This window comes from Enterobacter asburiae (assembly GCF_024599655.1).
In the GTDB taxonomy this organism is placed as follows: domain Bacteria; phylum Pseudomonadota; class Gammaproteobacteria; order Enterobacterales; family Enterobacteriaceae; genus Enterobacter; species Enterobacter asburiae_D.
In genome coordinates, this window is the sequence record NZ_CP102247.1 from 2,123,813 (window position 1) to 2,143,181 (window position 19,369).

Annotated in this window: 15 protein-coding genes, 2 tRNA genes and 1 other RNA gene; 10 read left to right on the forward strand and 8 right to left on the reverse strand. The window is 56.4% G+C overall.

Going from position 1 to position 19,369, the window contains the following annotated elements; all coding sequences use genetic code 11:
- Positions 1-16 precede the first annotated feature (16 nt).
- A complete protein-coding gene (locus tag NQ230_RS09990) occupies positions 17-1,423 on the forward strand; it encodes a YchO/YchP family invasin (RefSeq protein ID WP_257260992.1) in 1,407 nt (468 codons plus the stop codon).
- 3 nt (positions 1,424-1,426) lie between these two features.
- Here NQ230_RS09990 and narL read toward each other — a convergent pair whose 3' ends face one another.
- Positions 1,427-2,077, reverse strand: a complete 651-nt coding sequence (narL, locus tag NQ230_RS09995) for a two-component system response regulator NarL (RefSeq protein WP_008499531.1) — start codon at positions 2,075-2,077, stop codon at positions 1,427-1,429.
- A complete protein-coding gene (gene narX / locus NQ230_RS10000) occupies positions 2,070-3,866 on the reverse strand; it encodes a nitrate/nitrite two-component system sensor histidine kinase NarX (RefSeq protein ID WP_121424042.1) in 1,797 nt (598 codons plus the stop codon). Before narX ends, narL begins: the two co-directional genes overlap by 8 nt.
- Before the next feature lie 309 nt (positions 3,867-4,175).
- Between narX and NQ230_RS10005 the strand changes: the two genes are divergently transcribed.
- From NQ230_RS10005 to narI, 5 genes are all read left to right on the forward strand, one after another.
- Entirely contained in the window at positions 4,176-5,573 is a 1,398-nt protein-coding gene (locus NQ230_RS10005) for a NarK family nitrate/nitrite MFS transporter (protein WP_257260995.1), read from the forward strand.
- A gap of 381 nt (positions 5,574-5,954) precedes the next feature.
- On the forward strand, positions 5,955-9,698 hold the full coding sequence (locus tag NQ230_RS10010) for a nitrate reductase subunit alpha (RefSeq protein ID WP_257260996.1): 3,744 nt from the start codon (positions 5,955-5,957) through the stop codon (positions 9,696-9,698).
- Positions 9,695-11,230: a nitrate reductase subunit beta gene (gene narH, locus NQ230_RS10015; RefSeq protein ID WP_219322969.1), complete on the forward strand. Its 1,536-nt coding sequence runs from the start codon at positions 9,695-9,697 to the stop codon at positions 11,228-11,230. The genes NQ230_RS10010 and narH overlap by 4 nt, the downstream gene beginning before the upstream one ends.
- On the forward strand, positions 11,227-11,937 hold the full coding sequence (gene narJ, locus NQ230_RS10020; protein ID WP_257260998.1) for a nitrate reductase molybdenum cofactor assembly chaperone: 711 nt from the start codon (positions 11,227-11,229) through the stop codon (positions 11,935-11,937). The genes narH and narJ overlap by 4 nt, the downstream gene beginning before the upstream one ends.
- On the forward strand, positions 11,937-12,614 hold the full coding sequence (narI, locus tag NQ230_RS10025) for a respiratory nitrate reductase subunit gamma (RefSeq protein WP_023312107.1): 678 nt from the start codon (positions 11,937-11,939) through the stop codon (positions 12,612-12,614). Before narJ ends, narI begins: the two co-directional genes overlap by 1 nt.
- Here narI and NQ230_RS10030 read toward each other — a convergent pair.
- Positions 12,611-13,507, reverse strand: coding sequence for a DMT family transporter (locus tag NQ230_RS10030; protein ID WP_257261333.1), 897 nt, complete (start codon positions 13,505-13,507; stop codon positions 12,611-12,613). The genes narI and NQ230_RS10030 overlap by 4 nt on opposite strands.
- Positions 13,508-13,614: 107 nt before the next feature.
- Between NQ230_RS10030 and NQ230_RS10035 the strand changes: the two genes are divergently transcribed.
- On the forward strand, positions 13,615-14,058 hold the full coding sequence (locus NQ230_RS10035) for an Lrp/AsnC family transcriptional regulator (protein ID WP_063439151.1): 444 nt from the start codon (positions 13,615-13,617) through the stop codon (positions 14,056-14,058).
- 57 nt (positions 14,059-14,115) lie between these two features.
- Here the strand turns inward: NQ230_RS10035 and NQ230_RS10040 are convergent.
- The 5 genes from NQ230_RS10040 to NQ230_RS10060 all read right to left on the reverse strand — a co-directional run bounded on the left by NQ230_RS10040 (position 14,116) and on the right by NQ230_RS10060 (position 16,001).
- Positions 14,116-14,246: non-coding RNA, RtT sRNA (locus NQ230_RS10040), on the reverse strand.
- Between the two features lie 45 nt (positions 14,247-14,291).
- Positions 14,292-14,376: transfer RNA gene (locus NQ230_RS10045), tRNA-Tyr, on the reverse strand.
- 35 nt (positions 14,377-14,411) lie between these two features.
- Positions 14,412-14,496: transfer RNA gene (locus NQ230_RS10050), tRNA-Tyr, on the reverse strand.
- A 157-nt stretch (positions 14,497-14,653) separates the two neighbouring features.
- Entirely contained in the window at positions 14,654-15,496 is an 843-nt protein-coding gene (gene purU / locus NQ230_RS10055) for a formyltetrahydrofolate deformylase (protein ID WP_010432980.1), read from the reverse strand.
- Positions 15,497-15,542: 46 nt separating this feature from the next.
- The gene (locus NQ230_RS10060) at positions 15,543-16,001 is read right to left on the reverse strand and encodes a YchJ family protein (protein WP_121424031.1); all 459 of its coding nucleotides are present in this window, start codon (positions 15,999-16,001) and stop codon (positions 15,543-15,545) included.
- A gap of 114 nt (positions 16,002-16,115) precedes the next feature.
- On the opposite strand from NQ230_RS10060, the gene rssA reads away from it, so the two are divergent.
- The 3 genes from rssA to galU all read left to right on the forward strand — a co-directional run bounded on the left by rssA (position 16,116) and on the right by galU (position 19,232).
- On the forward strand, positions 16,116-17,018 hold the full coding sequence (rssA, locus tag NQ230_RS10065) for a patatin-like phospholipase RssA (RefSeq protein WP_121424029.1): 903 nt from the start codon (positions 16,116-16,118) through the stop codon (positions 17,016-17,018).
- A gap of 91 nt (positions 17,019-17,109) precedes the next feature.
- Positions 17,110-18,123, forward strand: coding sequence for a two-component system response regulator RssB (gene rssB, locus NQ230_RS10070; protein ID WP_121424027.1), 1,014 nt, complete (start codon positions 17,110-17,112; stop codon positions 18,121-18,123).
- Between the two features lie 200 nt (positions 18,124-18,323).
- Complete coding sequence (gene galU / locus NQ230_RS10075) at positions 18,324-19,232, forward strand: UTP--glucose-1-phosphate uridylyltransferase GalU (RefSeq protein WP_121424025.1); 909 nt, start codon at positions 18,324-18,326, stop codon at positions 19,230-19,232.
- Positions 19,233-19,369: the final 137 nt, after the last annotated feature.

Below are 19,369 nucleotides of genomic sequence, written 5' to 3' on the forward strand. Positions count from 1 at the left end.
CTTATTTACGACGTTGATGGCTGTATCGTCCCGCATTCGTTTGCTGTTATTACTCCCCCTTCTTACGGCAGGAGCCGTTCACGGTGCGCCGAATTCCTTTATCCAGCAGGCACAACATCCCTTCGATAACAATGGGGATAGTTTGCCTGACCTCGGCATGGCGGTACCAACGGGCGAGGGGGAGAAGCATCTGGCCGAAATGGCGAAAGCCTTCGGTGAAGCCAGCATGACCGATAACGGCCTTACAACGGGCGAGCAGGCGCGTCAGTTTGCGTTTGGTCAGGTGCGCGACGCGGTGAGCGGCGAAGTGAACCAGCAGATTGAATCCTGGCTTTCGCCCTGGGGGAACGCCAGCGTGAACTTGCTGGTAGATAACGATGGCAAATTTAACGGCAGCAGCGGGAGCTGGTTTATTCCCTGGAACGATAACAACCGTTATCTGAGCTGGAGCCAGCTTGGCCTGACCCAGCAGACGGATGGGCTGGTGAGTAACGCTGGAATCGGTCAGCGCTGGGTCGCCGGAAAATGGCTGCTGGGTTACAACACCTTTTACGATAACCTCCTGGATGAAAACCTGCAGCGTGCCGGACTGGGTGCGGAAGCGTGGGGGGAAAATCTGCGCCTGTCAGCTAACTATTATCAGCCCTTTGCCGGCTGGCGCGATCGCTCCGACGTCCAGGAGCAGCGCATGGCGCGCGGATATGACGTCACCGCTAAAGCCTGGCTGCCGTGGTTCCATCATCTCAATACCAGCGTCAGCTTCGAGCAATACTTTGGCGATAACGTCGACCTCTTCAAGAGCGGAACCGGCTATCACAACCCGGTAGCGGTGAATCTGGGGCTTAACTATACCCCCGTTCCGCTGGTCACCTTGACCGCCGCGCATAAGCAGGGCGAAAGTGGCGCGAGCCAGAATAACCTCGGACTGAAGCTCAACTATCGCTTTGGCGTGCCGCTGGTTAAGCAGCTTTCCGCCAGTGAAGTCGCCGCCACGCGCTCCCTGCGCGGAAGCCGCTATGACTCGCCGGAGCGCAATAGCCTGCCGGTGATGGAGTTCCGCCAGCGTAAAACGCTGTCCGTGTGGCTGGCAACGCCGCCGTGGGATTTGAAAGGGGGCGAGACCGTTATGCTGAAGCTGCAGGTTCGCAGCACGAACGGTATTCGTCAGATCCACTGGCAGGGGGATACGCAGGCGCTGAGCCTGACGTCGCCGACTAAAAGCAACAGCAGCGACGGCTGGAGCGTGATTATGCCTGCCTGGGATGACCGCGAAGGGGCGACAAACCGCTGGCACCTGTCGGCGGTGGTGGAAGATGAGAAAGGCCAGCGCGTCTCGTCCAATGAGATCGCGCTGACCGTCGTGCAGCCGCTGGTCGCATTGCCGGATAACGATCCGCGCTGGAAGCTTCTGCCGGAGGAGTAATCCTTAAAAAATGCGTTCCTGGTGCACCCACACCGCGGCTTCAACGCGGGATTTGAGCTTCATTTTCTTCAGCATATGCTTCACGTGCACTTTGACCGTGCTTTCGGTGATGTCCAGGCGGCGGGCAATCATTTTGTTCGGCAGCCCCTGAGCAATGAGTTTGAGAATATCGCGCTCGCGCGGGGTTAACTGACTCACGTCACGGTCAGAGGTGGCGCGATTGGCGCGCAGGCTGGCGGCCAGCACCGGCGTTAAGGCTTCGCTGAGCACCATCTCGCCCGCCGCTGCCTGCTGCAGCGCCTTAAGCAAGTCTTCCGGCTCCATATCTTTTAGCAGATAACCATCCGCCCCGCGCTTCAGCGCCGTGACCACATCCTCTTCATGGTTTGATACGCTAAAGACGACGATGCGCCCGGAAAGCGATTTTTCCCGCAGCTTGTCGAGGGTTTCCAGCCCGTTCATGCCGGGCATATTCAGATCGAGCAGGATCAGATCGGGATCGAGAGATTCGGCAAGCTCAATGCCCTGTTCACCGTTGCTGGCTTCGCCAACCACGGTGATATCGGGTGCCATGCTGACCAGCTGTTTTACGCCAGTACGCAGCATCGGATGGTCGTCGATCAACAGGATGGATGCCGGTTCCTGATTAGTCATGGGTTTCTCCTTGAGCAGTTGTAAGCGGTTTCTCGGGAATAAAGGTGACGACAACTTCCGTGCCGCCCGTCTCTCTCCGGCGAACCTGGCAATCACCGCGCAGGCTTTGGGCGCGGTCTCGCATAATAATTAAACCATAGTGGTTAGTGCGTTCGGCATTTTCCGGCACGCCGCGGCCGTTGTCGTGAACCGTGAGCTTCACCTGATTGCCGTGCTGGCTAACGGTGACCGTTACCGCCGTCGCGCCGGAATGCTTGAGCACGTTGCTCAGCGCTTCACGGGCAATCTGCAGTAAATGTATGGCCTGGTGGGAGGGGACAAACCGCGGCGGCAGCTGGTAGTCCAGCTTCACCGGGAACCCCAGCCGGGCGCTAAATTCGTGACAGCTGGCCTCCAGCGCCGGGCGCAGGCCCGGCTCGGTCAGCTGCAGGCGGAAGGTGGTCAGCAGCTCGCGAAGCTGTATCCAGGAGGTGTTCAGCTCGTTGCGGATCTGGCTGAGCAGCTGCTTATTGCTTTCCGGCATCTCCGCATCCTGCATCTGCAGGCAGCTCACCTGCATTTTCATACAGGAGAGCGACTGGGCGATAGAGTCGTGAAGCTCGCGGGCAATAGTCGCGCGCTCTTCCATGACGATCAGCTGCTGCTGCTTTTCCTGATGCCTGTCGAGCGCCAGCGTGGCCGTTAGCTGTTCGACCAGCGTATCAACCAGCTGCTGCTGGTCGTGGCTCAGGTGACGCCCGGCTGGCAGCGTTGCCAGCAGAATACCGTACTGGGTGTGGCTGTCGGTCAGGCGCCACTTCAGGGTGGTGCCGCCGGACGTCAGAGGCGGCAGGCCGCGAGGGCAAAGATGGCAGCCTTTGTCATCGCAGGACATATCTGACTGACAGGTAAATTCCTGATGGTTATCTTCGTCTTCCACATCGTAGACCCGCAGCTCAAGGTCGTGCAGCAGGGTCAGATTTTGCAGGCCGTTCAGCACCGGCGAGAGGCGTTCGCATAGCGGCACCTGCATGTGCAGACGACGGTTAGCCTGCCACAGGAAGGAGAGGATCTCGTTTTTCTGCTCCAGTCCGGCCGTTTTTTCCTGAACGCGCTGCTCCAGCACCGCGTAGCTCTCGGAGAGCTCTGCCGACATGGTGTTGAGCGCCTGGCCGAGCATGGCCATCTCGTTGCGCCCGCTGATGTGCGTGCGCTGGGTAAAATCGCGTGCGGTGACCGCGCGGGCCATTGCCAGCAGCTGTTTCCACGGGTTCAGCAGCCGCGCGCGGAGCCAGACGATGGTGAAAATCAGCAGCAGACCCATAAACAGCGCCATCGCGCGGTGCACCATCACCACTCGGTCAATGCGGAGTTCGGTGGTTTGGTCAAAAGAGGAGACCAGCGCATCAATACGTGAGACGAACCCCGCCACGTCCTGCGCAACGGTTTCTGTGCTGCGCGCCTGTTTCAGCCCGGGCTCAAGCTGGCTGTGCCAGTAGCCCTGAAGGGCGTTAAGCTGGGACTGCTGACCGGCGCGGATGGCCGCGTTTTCCAGTTCGGGGCTGAAGACCGTGCGCTCCATTTCATCAATCAGGGGCCGATCGTCCTGCGTCAGGGGAACCGATGCCAGCAGGCGATAACTCTGCATGCGTAGCGAGCCTGCCTCGTTGATGGCATGCGCATTACCCTGTACGCCCTGTACCAGCCAGCCGGAGATCGCCATGCCGGTCACGCCGATAGCGGTGGACAGCAAAACGATAAGGGCTAGCTGATTCACGAGCGTCAGCGGAGATAAACATCTTTTTAACATAGAGGTGGCGTGCTCCTGACGTGGCCTGCTTGCAGGAATGGCGCTATTCTGGTGCATACCCTGGAGTATACCCATACCAATAAAGGATTACCCCTAAATTGCCAACGGAGTAGAGGGAAGGAGGTGGGGGTAGCCAGGAACCGTCAGTGCCGTGAAAAACCACGTCTTTTTTACCGAATTAGCCTACTCACTAAGGGTGAGGCCTTATTTTGCGCCGCAAATCCTCCCACTTTTCCTTTGATTTATATCAACTTACCGCCGCCCTAAAACCCTAATGTTTGCAGCATCATTCGAGAATCAGAGGTGTCTATGAGTCACTCATCCGCTCCCGAAAGGGAAAATGGTGCCGTTATTACAGACTGGCGTCCAGAGGATCCGGCGTTCTGGCAACAGCGCGGCCATCGTGTAGCAAGCCGGAATCTATGGATTTCCGTGCCGTGTTTGTTATTAGCATTTTGCGTATGGATGTTGTTTAGCGCGGTGGCGGTCAATCTGCCAAAAGTTGGGTTTACGTTTACGACCGATCAGCTGTTCATGCTGACCGCGCTGCCGTCGCTGTCAGGCGCGCTACTGCGTGTGCCTTACGCGTTTATGGTGCCGGTGTTTGGCGGTCGTCGCTGGACGGCGTTCAGCACGGGCATCATGATCGTCCCTTGCGTGTGGCTCGGCTTCGCGGTGCAGGATACCTCTACGCCGTTCAGCGTGTTCGTGATTATCTCCCTGCTGTGCGGTTTTGCGGGCGCGAACTTCGCCTCCAGCATGGCGAACATCAGCTTCTTCTTCCCGAAAGCGAAGCAGGGCGGCGCGCTGGGCATTAACGGCGGTCTGGGTAACATGGGCGTGAGCGTGATGCAGCTGATTGCCCCGCTGGCGATCTCGGTCTCCATTTTTGCAGCCTTTGGCGGCGGTGGCGTTGAGCAGGCGGATGGTTCTTCCCTCTATCTGCAAAACGCAGCCTGGATCTGGGTACCTTTCCTGGTGGTCTTCACCCTCGCAGCCTGGTTCTTTATGAATGACCTGTCCGCGTCGAAGGCGTCGCTGAGCGAACAGCTGCCGGTGCTGAAGCGTGGACACCTCTGGGTGATGGCGCTGCTGTATCTGGCCACTTTCGGCTCGTTTATCGGCTTCTCTGCGGGCTTCGCAATGCTGTCGAAAACGCAGTTCCCGGAGATTCAGATCCTGCATTTTGCCTTCTTCGGGCCGTTTATTGGCGCCCTGGCGCGTTCGCTGGGCGGCATGGTGTCTGACCGTCTCGGCGGCACCCGCGTGACGCTGGTTAACTTCGTCGTGATGGCAATCTTCTGCGCGCTGCTGTTCCTCACGCTGCCCGTCGACGGACAGGGCGGTAACTTCATCGCCTTCTTCGGCGTGTTTATGGTGCTGTTCCTGACGGCCGGGCTGGGGAGTGCGTCTACCTTCCAGATGATCTCCGTGATCTTCCGTAAGCTGACCATGGATCGCGTGAAGGCGCAGGGCGGGAGCGAAGAGCAGGCGATGCGCGAAGCGGCGACGGATACGGCCGCTGCGCTGGGCTTTATCTCTGCCATCGGGGCGATTGGCGGCTTCTTTATCCCGAAAGCGTTCGGTATCTCTCTGGACCTGACCGGCTCACCGGCCGGTGCCATGAAAGTCTTCCTCGTCTTCTATATCGCCTGCGTAGTGATTACGTGGCTGGTATATGGCCGAAATACTATGAAAAATAAGTAAGTGTGATTATCCGTTTACGCGGCCTTCGGGCCGCGTTTTTTTTAGCCTGAATAATAGTTACAACATACTTACGGCTTTTACGGCAGACGCCTGCGGTGACACTGTGAATGCCATCGCTTTGCAGGTGGGTCTACCCCTTAATACCTGAGATGTTAAATTTTGACCTGCTTTTTGTACGATAAAATAAAAATACCCATATATTTCATATACATATGGATTTTTATAAGATACCGCTTTGGTGGTATTCGGTATAACCCCTCGCCTGAAAGTCCCTCCTCGTCTTGATCGTTATCAATTCTCCCCCTCTTTCAGGGCGTTACCTTCGCTGCAAATCAGCAATGTCGATTTAGAGAGCCACAGGCTCCACACAGGAGATACCCGATGAGCAAATTTTTGGACCGGTTTCGCTACTTCAAACAGAAGGGTGAAACTTTTGCCGATGGGCACGGCCAGGTTCTGGATACCAACCGGGACTGGGAAGACGGTTACCGTCAGCGCTGGCAACATGACAAAGTCGTCCGTTCGACCCACGGCGTGAACTGTACTGGCTCATGCAGCTGGAAGATATTCGTAAAAAACGGTCTGGTGACCTGGGAAATGCAGCAGACCGACTATCCGCGCACCCGCCCGGATATGCCAAACCACGAACCGCGCGGCTGCCCGCGTGGCGCCAGCTACTCCTGGTATCTCTACAGCGCTAACCGTCTGAAATACCCGCTGATGCGCAAGCGCCTGATGAAGATGTGGCGTGAAGCGAAAGTGCAGCACAGCGATCCGGTGGATGCCTGGGCATCCATCATCGAAGACGCGGACAAAGCAAAAAGCTTCAAGCAGGCTCGCGGTCGCGGTGGTTTCGTTCGCTCTTCATGGAAAGAAGTGAACGAGCTGATTGCCGCCTCCAACGTCTACACCGTCAAAACCTACGGTCCTGACCGCGTGGCGGGCTTCTCGCCAATCCCGGCGATGTCGATGGTCTCTTACGCCTCCGGGGCACGCTATCTGTCGCTGATCGGCGGTACCTGCCTGAGCTTCTACGACTGGTACTGCGACCTGCCGCCTGCATCTCCGCAGACCTGGGGCGAGCAGACCGACGTGCCGGAATCCGCGGACTGGTATAACTCCAGCTACATCATCGCCTGGGGCTCTAACGTTCCTCAGACGCGTACGCCGGACGCGCACTTCTTTACCGAAGTCCGTTACAAAGGCACCAAAACCGTGGCGGTGACCCCCGACTACGCGGAAATCGCCAAGCTTTGCGATCTGTGGCTGGCACCGAAACAGGGTACCGATGCCGCGATGGCGATGGCGATGGGCCACGTCATGCTGCGTGAATTCCATCTTGATAAGCCAAGCCAGTACTTCACCGACTACGTTCGTCGCTACACCGACATGCCGATGCTGGTCATGCTGGAAGAGCGTGAGGGCTACTATGCCGCTGGCCGCACGCTGCGCGCCGCCGATCTGGTGGATTCACTGGGTCAGGAAAACAACCCTGAGTGGAAAACCGTTGCGTATAACAGCAACGGCGAGCTGGTGGCGCCAAACGGCTCTATCGGCTTCCGCTGGGGCGAGAAGGGCAAGTGGAACCTTGAGCAACGCAACGGCACCACCGGCGAAGAGACGGAGCTGCGCCTGAGCATGCTGGGCAGCCAGGACGAGATCGCTGAAGTCGGGTTCCCGTACTTCGGCGGCGAAGGTTCAGAGCATTTCAACAAGGTTGAACTGAAAAACGTTCTGATGCACAAACTGCCGGTTAAACGCCTGCAGCTGGCCGACGGCTCTACCGCACTGGTCACCACCGTTTATGACCTGACCATGGCGAACTATGGTCTGGAGCGCGGTCTGGGCGATGAAAACTGCGCAACCGGCTATGACGACGTGAAAGCCTACACCCCGGCCTGGGCGGAGCAGATCACCGGCGTTCCTCGCGCGCACATTACCCGTATCGCACGTGAGTTCGCAGAAAACGCGGACAAAACGCACGGCCGTTCGATGATCATCGTCGGTGCGGGTCTGAACCACTGGTATCACCTCGATATGAACTATCGCGGACTGATCAACATGCTGATCTTCTGCGGCTGTGTCGGTCAGAGCGGCGGCGGCTGGGCGCACTACGTGGGCCAGGAAAAACTGCGTCCGCAGACCGGCTGGCAGCCGCTGGCGTTTGCCCTCGACTGGCAGCGTCCGGCACGCCACATGAACAGCACCTCCTACTTCTATAACCACTCCAGCCAGTGGCGCTACGAAACGGTCACCGCGCAGGAGCTGCTGTCGCCGATGGCGGATAAATCCCGCTACAGCGGCCACCTGATTGACTTCAACGTGCGTGCTGAACGCATGGGCTGGCTACCGTCTGCGCCTCAGCTGGGTACTAACCCGCTGCGCATCGCGGAAGAGGCGAAGAAGGCTGGGATGTCCCCTGTGGATTACACCGTGAAATCCCTCAAGGACGGCTCAATCCGTTTCGCGGCAGAACAGCCGGAAAACGGTAAAAACCACCCGCGTAACCTGTTCATCTGGCGCTCCAACCTGCTGGGCTCGTCCGGTAAAGGCCACGAGTACATGCTGAAATACCTGCTCGGTACCGAAAACGGTATCCAGGGGAAAGATCTCGGCAAGCAGGGCGGCGTTAAGCCAGAAGAGGTGGAGTGGAAAGACAACGGTCTCGACGGCAAGCTGGATCTGGTGGTGACGCTCGACTTCCGTCTGTCCAGCACCTGCCTGTATTCCGACATCGTGCTGCCAACCGCGACCTGGTACGAAAAAGACGACATGAATACCTCGGATATGCATCCGTTTATTCATCCGCTGTCAGCGGCCGTTGACCCGGCGTGGGAATCGAAAAGCGACTGGGATATCTACAAAGACATCGCGAAGAAATTCTCCGAAGTCTGCGTAGGTCACCTGGGTAAAGAGACCGACGTGGTGACGCTGCCAATCCAGCACGACTCTGCCGCCGAACTGGCGCAGCCGCTGGACGTGAAGGACTGGAAAAAAGGCGAATGCGACCTGATCCCGGGCGTGACCGCACCGCACATTATTCCGGTTGAACGCGACTACCCGGCAACCTACGAGCGCTTTACCTCTATCGGCCCGCTGATGGAGAAAATCGGTAACGGCGGGAAGGGGATCGCCTGGAATACCCAGAGCGAAATGGATCTGCTGCGCAAGCTCAACTACACCAAAGCGGACGGTCCGGCGAAAGGACAGCCAATGCTGAACACGGCGATTGATGCGGCAGAGATGATCCTGACCCTGGCCCCGGAAACCAACGGCCACGTTGCCGTGAAAGCCTGGGCGGCACTGAGCGAGTTTACCGGCCGTGACCACACGCACCTGGCGACGAATAAAGAGGAAGAGAAAATCCGCTTCCGCGATATTCAGGCGCAGCCGCGCAAGATTATCTCCAGCCCGACCTGGTCAGGCCTGGAAGATGAGCACGTGTCTTATAACGCGGGCTACACCAACGTTCACGAGCTGATCCCATGGCGTACCCTGTCCGGTCGTCAGTCGCTGTATCAGGATCACCAGTGGATGCGCGACTTCGGTGAAAGCCTGCTGGTCTACCGTCCGCCAATCGACACCCGCTCCGTGAAGTCCGTGATGGGGGCGAAATCGAACGGTAACCCTGAGAAGGCGCTGAACTTCCTGACGCCGCACCAGAAGTGGGGTATTCACTCCACCTACAGCGACAACCTGCTGATGCTGACCCTGTCGCGCGGCGGTCCGATTGTCTGGATGAGCGAAGCGGACGCCAAAGATCTGGGTATTGAAGATAACGACTGGATCGAAGTGTTCAACAGCAACGGTGCCCTGACGGCGCGTGCGGTGGTGAGCCAGCGCGTACCGGCCGGGATGACCATGATGTATCACGCGCAGGAACGTATCGTTAACCTGCCGGGGTCAGAAATTACCGAACAGCGCGGCGGGATCCATAACTCCGTGACCCGCATTACGCCGAAGCCGACCCACATGATCGGTGGCTATGCGCAGCTGGCCTACGGCTTTAACTACTACGGCACCGTAGGATCGAACCGCGATGAGTTCGTGGTGGTACGTAAGATGAAGAACATTAACTGGTTAGACGGCGAAGGTAATGACCAGGTACAGGAGAGCGTAAAATGAAAATTCGTTCACAAGTCGGCATGGTGCTGAATCTGGATAAATGCATCGGCTGTCATACCTGCTCGGTCACCTGTAAAAACGTCTGGACCAGCCGCGAAGGTATGGAGTACGCCTGGTTCAACAACGTGGAAAGCAAGCCGGGCACCGGCTTCCCGACCGACTGGGAAAACCAGGAGAAGTGGAAGGGCGGCTGGATCCGTAAAATCAACGGCAAGCTGCAGCCGCGCATGGGTAACCGCGCGATGCTGCTGGGTAAAATCTTCGCTAACCCGCACCTGCCGGGCATCGACGATTACTACGAGCCGTTTGACTACGACTACCAGAACCTGCACAACGCGCCGGAAAGCAAGCACCAGCCAATCGCCCGTCCGCGCTCGCTGATCACCGGGAAGCGGTTGGACAAGATTACCAGCGGTCCAAACTGGGAAGAGATTCTGGGCGGCGAGTTTGAGAAACGCGCCAAAGACCAGAACTTCGAGAACATGCAGAAGGCGATGTATGGCCAGTTCGAAAATACCTTCATGATGTACCTGCCGCGGCTGTGCGAGCACTGCCTCAACCCGGCGTGCGTGGCGACCTGCCCAAGCGGCGCCATCTACAAGCGTGAAGAAGACGGTATCGTGCTGATCGACCAGGACAAGTGCCGCGGCTGGCGTATGTGTATCACCGGCTGCCCGTACAAAAAAATCTACTTCAACTGGAAGAGCGGCAAGTCTGAGAAGTGCATCTTCTGCTACCCGCGTATCGAAGCCGGGATGCCAACCGTCTGCTCCGAAAGCTGCGTAGGCCGTATTCGCTACCTCGGCGTGCTGCTGTACGACGCGGACGCGATTGAAAATGCCGCGAGCACCGAGCACGAGAAAGATCTGTATCAGCGTCAGTTGGACGTCTTCCTCGATCCGAACGATCCGAAGGTGATTGAGCAGGCGCTGAAAGACGGCGTGCCGCAGAGCGTCATCGACGCGGCGCAGCAGTCTCCGGTGTACAAAATGGCGATGGACTGGAAGCTGGCTCTGCCGCTGCATCCGGAATACCGCACCCTGCCGATGGTCTGGTACGTGCCGCCGCTGTCGCCGATTCAGTCTGCCGCTGACGCGGGCGAACTGGGCAGCAATGGCATCCTGCCGGACGTGGAAAGCCTGCGTATCCCGGTTCAGTATCTGGCTAACCTGCTGACCGCAGGGGACACCCAGCCGGTCCTGCTCGCGCTGAAACGTATGCTGGCGATGCGTCACTTCAAACGTGCGGAAACCGTAGACGGTGTTACCGATACCCGCGCGCTGGAAGAGGTCGGCCTGACCGAAGCGCAGGCGCAGGAAATGTACCGCTATCTGGCGATTGCCAACTACGAGGACCGTTTCGTAGTGCCGAGCAGCCATCGTGAGCTGGCCCGCGAAGCCTTCCCGGAAAAAAACGGCTGTGGCTTTACCTTTGGCGACGGTTGCCACGGGTCAGACAGCAAATTCAATCTGTTCAACAGCCGCCGCATCGATGCCATGGATGTGACCAGCAAAACGGAGCCGCACCAATGATTGAACTCGTCATTGTTTCGCGTCTGCTCGAGTACCCGGATGCTGCGCTTGCGCAGCATCAGCAGGAACTCTTTGATGCACTCGCGTCATCTGAAAACCTGGATAAAGACGATGCCCAGAAGCTGGGCGTCTTCCTCCGCGATCTGCTGGCGCGCGATCTGCTCGATGTCCAGGCGGACTACAGCCAGCTGTTTGACCGCGGGCGCGCTACGTCGCTGCTGCTGTTTGAACACGTGCACGGAGAGTCCCGCGATCGAGGTCAGGCGATGGTCGACCTGATGGACCAGTACGAACAGCACGGCCTGCGGCTCGACAGCCGCGAGCTGCCGGATCATCTGCCGCTGTATCTGGAGTACCTGGCGCAGCTGCCGAAAGAAGAGGCGCTGGGCGGTCTGCAGGACATCGCGCCGATCCTGGCGCTGCTCGGCGCGCGTCTTCAGCAGCGTGAGAGCCGCTATGCGGTGCTGTTCGATCTGCTGGTGAAGCTGGCCAACGCCGCGGTCGACAGTGAAAAAGTGGCGGAGAAAATTGCGGATGAAGCCCGCGATGATACGCCACAAGCGCTGGATGCGGTGTGGGAAGAAGAGCAGGTGAAATTCTTTGCTGACCAGAACTGCGGCGAGTCTGAAATCTCCGCTCACCAGCGTCGTTTTGCCGGCGCGGTTGCCCCGCAATATTTGAATATCTCTAACGGAGGACGGCACTAATGCACTTCCTGAATATGTTCTTCTTTGACATTTACCCGTATATCGCGGGCACCGTGTTCCTGGTGGGAAGCTGGCTGCGTTACGACTACGGCCAGTACACCTGGCGTGCCGCCTCCAGCCAGATGCTGGATCGTAAAGGGATGCATGTGGGCTCTAACCTGTTCCACATCGGTATTCTGGGGATTTTTGCCGGTCACTTCCTCGGGATGCTGACGCCGCACTGGATGTATGAAGCGTGGCTACCGATTGAGGTGAAGCAGAAGATGGCGATGATCGCCGGCGGTGCCTGCGGCGTGATGACCCTGGTCGGTGGCCTGCTGCTGCTGAAACGCCGTCTTTTCAGCCCGCGCGTGCGTGCGACCACTACCGCAGCGGACATTCTGATCCTCTCCCTGCTGATGGTGCAGTGCGCGCTGGGCCTGCTGACCATTCCTTTCTCGGCGCAGCATATGGACGGCAGCGAAATGATGAAGCTGGTCGGCTGGGCGCAGTCCGTGGTGACCTTCCACGGCGGAGCCTCCGCGCACCTGGACGGCGTGGCGTTTATCTTCCGCGTTCATCTGGTGCTGGGGATGACGCTGTTTGTGCTGTTCCCGTTCTCTCGTCTGGTGCATATCTGGAGCGCGCCGGTAGAGTACCTGACGCGCAAATACCAGATTGTGCGCGCCCGCCGCTAATTCACCGTTTTGACACTCACCCCGCACTCGCGGGGTTTTTTTTCGCCCCAGCCCAGATTGTTGCCCGCAGCAGCAAACAGGATCAGCGCGCCGCCCGCGAGCTGCGTCAGGTTCAGGGAGTGTCCGAACACCAGATTATCGACAACGATCGCCACCACCGGATAGATAAACGACAGGGAGCCGGTTATAGGCGTAGGCAGCTTCTGAATTGCGCTGTAGAGCAGCTGGTACATAATGCCGGTATGGACGATGCCCAGCGTCAGCAGGATCGGCCAGGGAAAATCACTGGAAAATGACGGCATGCTGGCAAACGGTAAAAGCATCACGACGCCCGTCAGCACCTGGATAAAGGCAATATGCTGCGGTGCGATTGTTTTCAGTTTACGCGCAATAATTGCCGTCAGCGCGTAGAAGAAGGCCGCGGCCATGGCCAGACCGATTCCTGCCTGCCATTCAGTGCCGTGGGCGCCTGTCAGCTCGCTGGAGAGCAGTATTACAACACCGCCAAAGGCAAGGAACAGCCAGCCCCATTTCACAAGGCTGACGCGCTCGCCTAAAAACATCCCCATTAAGACCAGCATAAACGGCTGGGTGTTATAGACCACGGTCGAAAGCCCAATAGAGATCCGCTCATAGGCTGCGAAGAGCAGCAGCCAGTTCACCACTAATGCCACGCCGCCGAGAATGGCCAGCAGCAGCGTGGTGCGGGTGAGGGGACTAAAGGGCTTCTGACTTATCCGGATAAAAATTAAAAGCGCCATTGCCCCGATAAGACAGCGCCAGAACACCACTTCCGTCACCGGCAGACCGCTGAGCAAAACAAACGCGCCAATAGAGCCGGAAATTAACATCGCCAGGCTCATTTGCCAGACGCCTTTATGTAAATCACGCATCATCCACCTCCTGATTAGTAACGTTATTGTCGAAAATAGCTGTCAGGTTTTACAGGGGTGAGATAAGGTGAAATACAGTAATGGGTTTTTAAAATTAGGTGAAAGCGATGGAATACCTTCTCGATGATATCGACCGACAAATTCTGGCCTGTCTGGTCGAGGATGCGCGCATGTCTTTGAAGGTGCTCAGCGGACGCATCGGTCTGACTTCCCCCAGCACGGCAGAACGCCTGAAAAGGCTGGAAGAGCGCGGTGTGATTCAGGGGTATGGCGCACGGGTGAACCTGGCGGCGCTGGGGTATACGCTGCAGGCGCTGGTGCGCGTGCGGCCTTTGCCGGGGCTGTTGCATAAGGTGGATAAGTACATTCAGGCGATGCCGGAGTGTATTGAGAGCGACAAAGTCACCGGGGAAGATTGCTTTGTGATTAGGCTGGTGGTGCGATCGATAGAGCAACTGGATACGTTGCTGGACGGTCTGGCAGAGCATGCCCAGTGTAATACGTCGATTGTGAAAAGTTCGCCGGTGAAGCGTCGTTTGCCTCCGATGTAGGTTTCTGTCGCCGGGTGGCGGCTACGCCTTACCCGGCCTACAACGACGGATTCGGTTTTTATGTTGGGGAAGGATTATTCGGCGCGTTGCGCCTCGCCCTTCGGGTCGTTGCCTGCGGCAACGCTTTCTCGCTACGCTCGAATCGAACCTTAATCGAAGCTTCTCATCCTTCCCCGTTAAGGAAATGCATGACGCCTGGTGCGAACAGAAGGTTTGGAGTTATTTGGAAGTGATGGTGGTGGGGGAAGGATTCGAACCTTCGAAGTCGATGACGGCAGATTTACAGTCTGCTCCCTTTGGCCGCTCGGGAACCCCACCAGGGGTAATTCAAATTTTGATGTCGTGCTGAGAGATGGTGGTGGGGGAAGGATTCGAACCTTCGAAGTCGATGACGGCAGATTTACAGTCTGCTCCCTTTGGCCGCTCGGGAACCCCACCACGGGGTAATGCTTTTAACTGGCCTGCTTCCTGCTGGAAGCGGGGCGCATCATATCAAATGAGACGCCCCTGTAAAGCATTCCTTTAGGGAAATGAAGCTGTTTGCCTGCTTTTTATCCGTAAAGGCGCAAAGCTAATCAATTCATTTTCCGAAAGATTAAAGAATGATGGTTCTGTTGCCGTAGACAAAGACACGCTGCGCCAGCACCTGATACAGCGCACGACTCAGCACGTTCTTCTCAACGTCACGCCCGGCGCGCATCATGTCCTCGGCCGTGTAGGTGTGATCCACGTGAATCACGTCCTGCATGATGATTGGACCTTCGTCCAGATTGTCATTCACGTAGTGCGCGGTCGCACCGATGATCTTCACGCCACGTTCGTACGCCTGGTGGTAGGGACGCGCACCAATAAAGGCCGGCAGGAACGAGTGGTGAATGTTGATGATCTTGTTCGGGAAACGCGACACGAAGGATGGCGTTAACACGCGCATGTATTTCGCCAGCACCACGTAGTCCGGGTTATGCGCTTCAATGGCCTGTGCCATCAGATCGTCGTGTTCTTCACGGGTATGGCCTTCGTGGCTCACCAACTCGAACGGAATATCAAAACGCTCGACCAGCGTGCGCAGCGTCTCATGGTTGCCAATAACGGCTGCAATTTCAACGTCCAGACCGCCGTAGTTTGCTTTCATCAGCAGGTCGCCAAGACAGTGTGCTTCTTTGGTCACCAGGATCACGATGCGGCGTCGACCTGCTGGAGTCAGTTCGCGCACGGAACCTTCCGGCAGCGCGCTGTCCAGATCGGCAAGCAGGGTGGTGTCGTTGAAAATACCTTCCAGCTCGGTACGCATAAAGAAGCGGCCGGTACGGTGGTCAACGAACTCGTTGTTCTGCACGATATTCAGTTCATGTTTGTAGCAAATGTTGGTAATTCGTGCGATCAGTCCTTTTTGATCGGGACAGATGGTGCGCAGAACTTTACGTTGTAATGATTGCATCGCCGGGAAATCCTGTTTGTATTTGCGAAGTCTGGGCTGTCAGGCATTACTGCCCGCAACACTTTTTAAATTTTTTACCTGAACCACATGGGCAGGGATCGTTACGACCAAACTGTGGGCGCGTTCCGTCAATATAATACCACTGCCCGCTTTCCTTTAAGAACCGGGAACGCTCGATAATGGCACCAGGTTTATTATTCTCGGTAAAACGGGCAATAAAGCTGACGTAACCTTCATCAGCATGACTGCCTGTTGCGGATTCATAGACGGTAAGGCCGAGCCACTGCGTGTTCGCGAACCCGGCTTCGATGTCCTGTCTGAATTCGTCAGCGTGGCAGGAGGGATGCCAGGTTTTGAGCAGGTAGTCTGCGTCTTTGATCACAAAAGCAGTGTAACGTGAACGCATGAGGTGTGACGGGTCTGGTGCAACCTGATCGCCAGACAGATATCGCTGGCAACATAGGCTATACTCCAGAGCGCTACCACAGGGGCAGAGTTGAGACACGATTCTCTTCCTGGAACAAAAAATAAAGGCGTTAAACGCTTCGGGTAGCACTATGTTAACTGAGCTATTGCGTTGACGCTATGTCAGGAATCCAGGGGAAGTAAAACAGGACTAATGAGAAAGGTTAAAATTGGACTGGCGCTGGGCTCAGGTGCAGCCCGGGGATGGTCACACATCGGCGTTATTAATGCCTTAAACAAGATGGGCATTGACGTTGATATTGTCGCAGGGTGTTCAATCGGATCGCTTGTCGGCTCCGCCTACGCGTGCGGGAAGCTTCCGGAACTCGAGACGTGGGTGCGCTCCTTCAGTTACTGGGACGTGCTGCGACTGATGGACCTCTCGTGGCAGCGCGGTGGGCTGTTGCGCGGCGAACGCGTATTTAACCAGTTCCGCCAGGTTATGCCTCTCGAAGACTTCACTGATTGTCAGATGCCCTTTGGCGCCGTCGCGACGAACCTTAGCACGGGACGCGAACTCTGGCTGACCGAAGGGGATATTCACCTTGCCGTGCGTGCCTCCTGCAGTATGCCGGGGCTCATGGCGCCTGTCCCACACAACGGCTACTGGCTTGTCGACGGTGGCGTCGTGAACCCGGTCCCCATCTCTTTGACCCGAGCAATGGGGGCAGACATCGTGATTGCCGTCGACCTGCAGCACGACGCTCACCTGATGCAGCAGGACCTCATGCCGGTCAATCTCCAGAGCGAAGATGCCGAGGGCGAGAAACTGGCCTGGCATGAACGCCTGCGCGGAAGAATTGGGCGTATGGCCGCACGCCGCTCGGTTGCCGCGCCGACGGCGATAGAAATCATGACCACGTCAATCCAGGTACTGGAGAATCGCCTTAAGCGCAATCGTATGGCCGGCGACCCGCCAGATATTCTTATTCAACCCTACTGTCCGCAAATATCTACCCTTGATTTCCATCGGGCTGAGGCCGCCATCGCAGCGGGCTCGTTAGCCGTCGAAAAGAAAATGGACGAGTTGTTGCCTTTTGTGCAAGCAGCACGTTAAGCACCTTTTTTTGATTACTTCAGCAAAATCTGACAGGCGATAGTGCCGATAGCATGCCACTATTTAGTTACTGTCAGCCAGGGGAGGAACCATGACGCAGCCATTGGCCGGAAAACACATTTTGATTGTTGAAGACGAGCCCGTTTTCCGATCTCTACTGGAATCGTGGTTATCCTCGCTGGGAGCAATCACTTCTCTGGCTGAAGATGGCATCGACGCCCTGGAAAAAATGATCAGCATTACGCCCGATTTGATGATTTGCGACATTGCGATGCCGCGCATGAACGGGCTGAAGCTGGTTGAACATCTGCGCAACGAAGGCAACCAGACGCCGATTCTGGTGATCTCTGCCACAGAGAATATGGCGGACATCGCCAAAGCATTACGTCTCGGCGTACAGGATATTCTGCTTAAACCGGTCAAGGATCTTAACCGGCTTCGTGAAACGGTCTTAGCGTGCCTTTATCCCAATATGTTTAATTCCCGGGTAGAGGAAGAGGAGCGTCTTTTCCAAGACTGGGATGCCCTGGTGAGTAATCCACCTGCCGCAGCGAAACTGTTGCAAGAACTCCAGCCTCCCGTACAGCAAACTATTTCACACTGTCGCGTAAATTATCGCCAGCTGGTGGCGGCTGACCAGCCAGGATTGGTGCTGGATATCGCGCCTCTGTCTGATTCCGACCTTGCGTTTTATTCTCTGGATGTCACCCGGGCGGGGGATAATGGTGTATTAGCCGCGTTACTTCTTCGCGCGCTATTTAATGGTTTGCTGCAGGAACAGTTATCGCATCAAGGACAACGACTCCCGGAGTTAGGCAGTTTACTCAAACAGGTTAACCAGCTTTTTCGCCAGGCCAATTTACCCGGACAGTTCCCGCTGCTGGTCGGCTATTACCACAGCGGTTTAAAGAATCTGATCCTCGTTTCAGCAGGTCTCAATGCTTCACTGAATACCGGTGAACATCATATTCAGGTAAGTAACGGTGTGCCGCTTGGGACATTGGGAACGGCGTATCTTAATCAAATTAGCCACCGCTGTTCCTCCTGGCAGTGCCAAATTTGGGGCGCCGGGGGACGGCTACGCTTAATGTTGTCCACGGAATAAGCAATTGGATCTTAATTTTAAGATTGCTTTACCTGTGTTTTGTGGGGAGTGCTACTATCGCTGCCCAGTTTCATGCGTATTTATCCTAATTGATCGGCAACGCGTTCTTTTCAGACCCGGACTGCGGGGCGAGGCTGATATACTCAACGCGTTATTTATTGCATAAAAGTTCAAAACTTGAACAGCTCAGGAGAATTTGAATGGCTGCCCTAAATTCGAAAGTCAGAAAGGCCGTCATCCCGGTAGCGGGATTGGGGACCAGGATGTTACCAGCAACTAAGGCGATTCCTAAAGAGATGCTGCCTCTGGTTGATAAGCCATTAATCCAGTATGTCGTTAATGAATGTATCGCAGCTGGCATCACTGAAATTGTGCTGGTTACGCATTCATCAAAAAACTCTATCGAAAACCATTTCGATACAAGCTTTGAACTCGAAGCCATGCTGGAAAAGCGTGTTAAGCGTCAACTGTTAGAAGAAGTTCAGTCTATTTGCCCGCCACACGTTACTATTATGCAGGTTCGTCAGGGCCTGGCGAAAGGTCTGGGCCACGCTGTTATGTGTGCGCATCCTGTTGTGGGTGATGAGCCTGTCGCGGTAATTCTGCCAGACGTTATTCTGGACGAATACGAATCCGATCTTTCTCAGGATAACCTGGCTGAGATGATCAAACGTTTCGACGAAACCGGCAGCAGCCAGATCATGGTTGAGCCTGTTGAAGACGTGACGGCATACGGTGTGGTTGACTGCAAAGGCGTTAACCTTGAGCCGGGCGAAAGTGTGCCAATGGTTGGCGTGGTAGAGAAGCCTAAAGCCGACGTAGCGCCTTCAAACCTGGCCGTCGTAGGCCGCTACGTTCTGAGCGCGGAAATCTGGCCTCTGCTGGCGAAAACGCCTCCAGGAGCGGGTGATGAGATCCAACTGACGGATGCCATCGATATGCTGATCGAGAAAGAGACCGTTGAGGCTTACCATATGAAAGGTAAGAGCCACGACTGCGGTAATAAGCTCGGTTATATGCAGGCGTTTGTTGAATATGGTATTCGCCACAATACCCTTGGCGAAGAATTTAAAACCTGGCTCAAAGAGAGCGCTGGTTTTAAGAAATAAGCCAGGGCTGCAAATGTTCGAAACCGGTGAGGCGCTGCCCACCGGTTTTTTTATGTCCAAAACACCCCGGAATCAGCGTGGTTGTAAGCGTTGTGAAATAGCCGAATAACACGTTATGACAGAGTGTAAGGGGATGT

Bases quoted from the DNA above. Each gene is read 5' to 3' on its own strand.
- NQ230_RS09990 (WP_257260992.1), top strand. From the start codon at position 17: ATGGCTGTATCGTCCCGCATTCGTTTGCTGTTATTACTCCCCCTTCTT.
- narL (WP_008499531.1), bottom strand. From the start codon at position 2,077: ATGACTAATCAGGAACCGGCATCCATCCTGTTGATCGACGACCATCCG.
- narX (WP_121424042.1), bottom strand. From the start codon at position 3,866: ATGTTAAAAAGATGTTTATCTCCGCTGACGCTCGTGAATCAGCTAGCC.
- NQ230_RS10005 (WP_257260995.1), top strand. From the start codon at position 4,176: ATGAGTCACTCATCCGCTCCCGAAAGGGAAAATGGTGCCGTTATTACA.
- NQ230_RS10010 (WP_257260996.1), top strand. From the start codon at position 5,955: ATGAGCAAATTTTTGGACCGGTTTCGCTACTTCAAACAGAAGGGTGAA.
- narH (WP_219322969.1), top strand. From the start codon at position 9,695: ATGAAAATTCGTTCACAAGTCGGCATGGTGCTGAATCTGGATAAATGC.
- narJ (WP_257260998.1), top strand. From the start codon at position 11,227: ATGATTGAACTCGTCATTGTTTCGCGTCTGCTCGAGTACCCGGATGCT.
- narI (WP_023312107.1), top strand. From the start codon at position 11,937: ATGCACTTCCTGAATATGTTCTTCTTTGACATTTACCCGTATATCGCG.
- NQ230_RS10030 (WP_257261333.1), bottom strand. From the start codon at position 13,507: ATGCGTGATTTACATAAAGGCGTCTGGCAAATGAGCCTGGCGATGTTA.
- NQ230_RS10035 (WP_063439151.1), top strand. From the start codon at position 13,615: ATGGAATACCTTCTCGATGATATCGACCGACAAATTCTGGCCTGTCTG.
- purU (WP_010432980.1), bottom strand. From the start codon at position 15,496: ATGCAATCATTACAACGTAAAGTTCTGCGCACCATCTGTCCCGATCAA.
- rssA (WP_121424029.1), top strand. From the start codon at position 16,116: ATGAGAAAGGTTAAAATTGGACTGGCGCTGGGCTCAGGTGCAGCCCGG.
- rssB (WP_121424027.1), top strand. From the start codon at position 17,110: ATGACGCAGCCATTGGCCGGAAAACACATTTTGATTGTTGAAGACGAG.
- galU (WP_121424025.1), top strand. From the start codon at position 18,324: ATGGCTGCCCTAAATTCGAAAGTCAGAAAGGCCGTCATCCCGGTAGCG.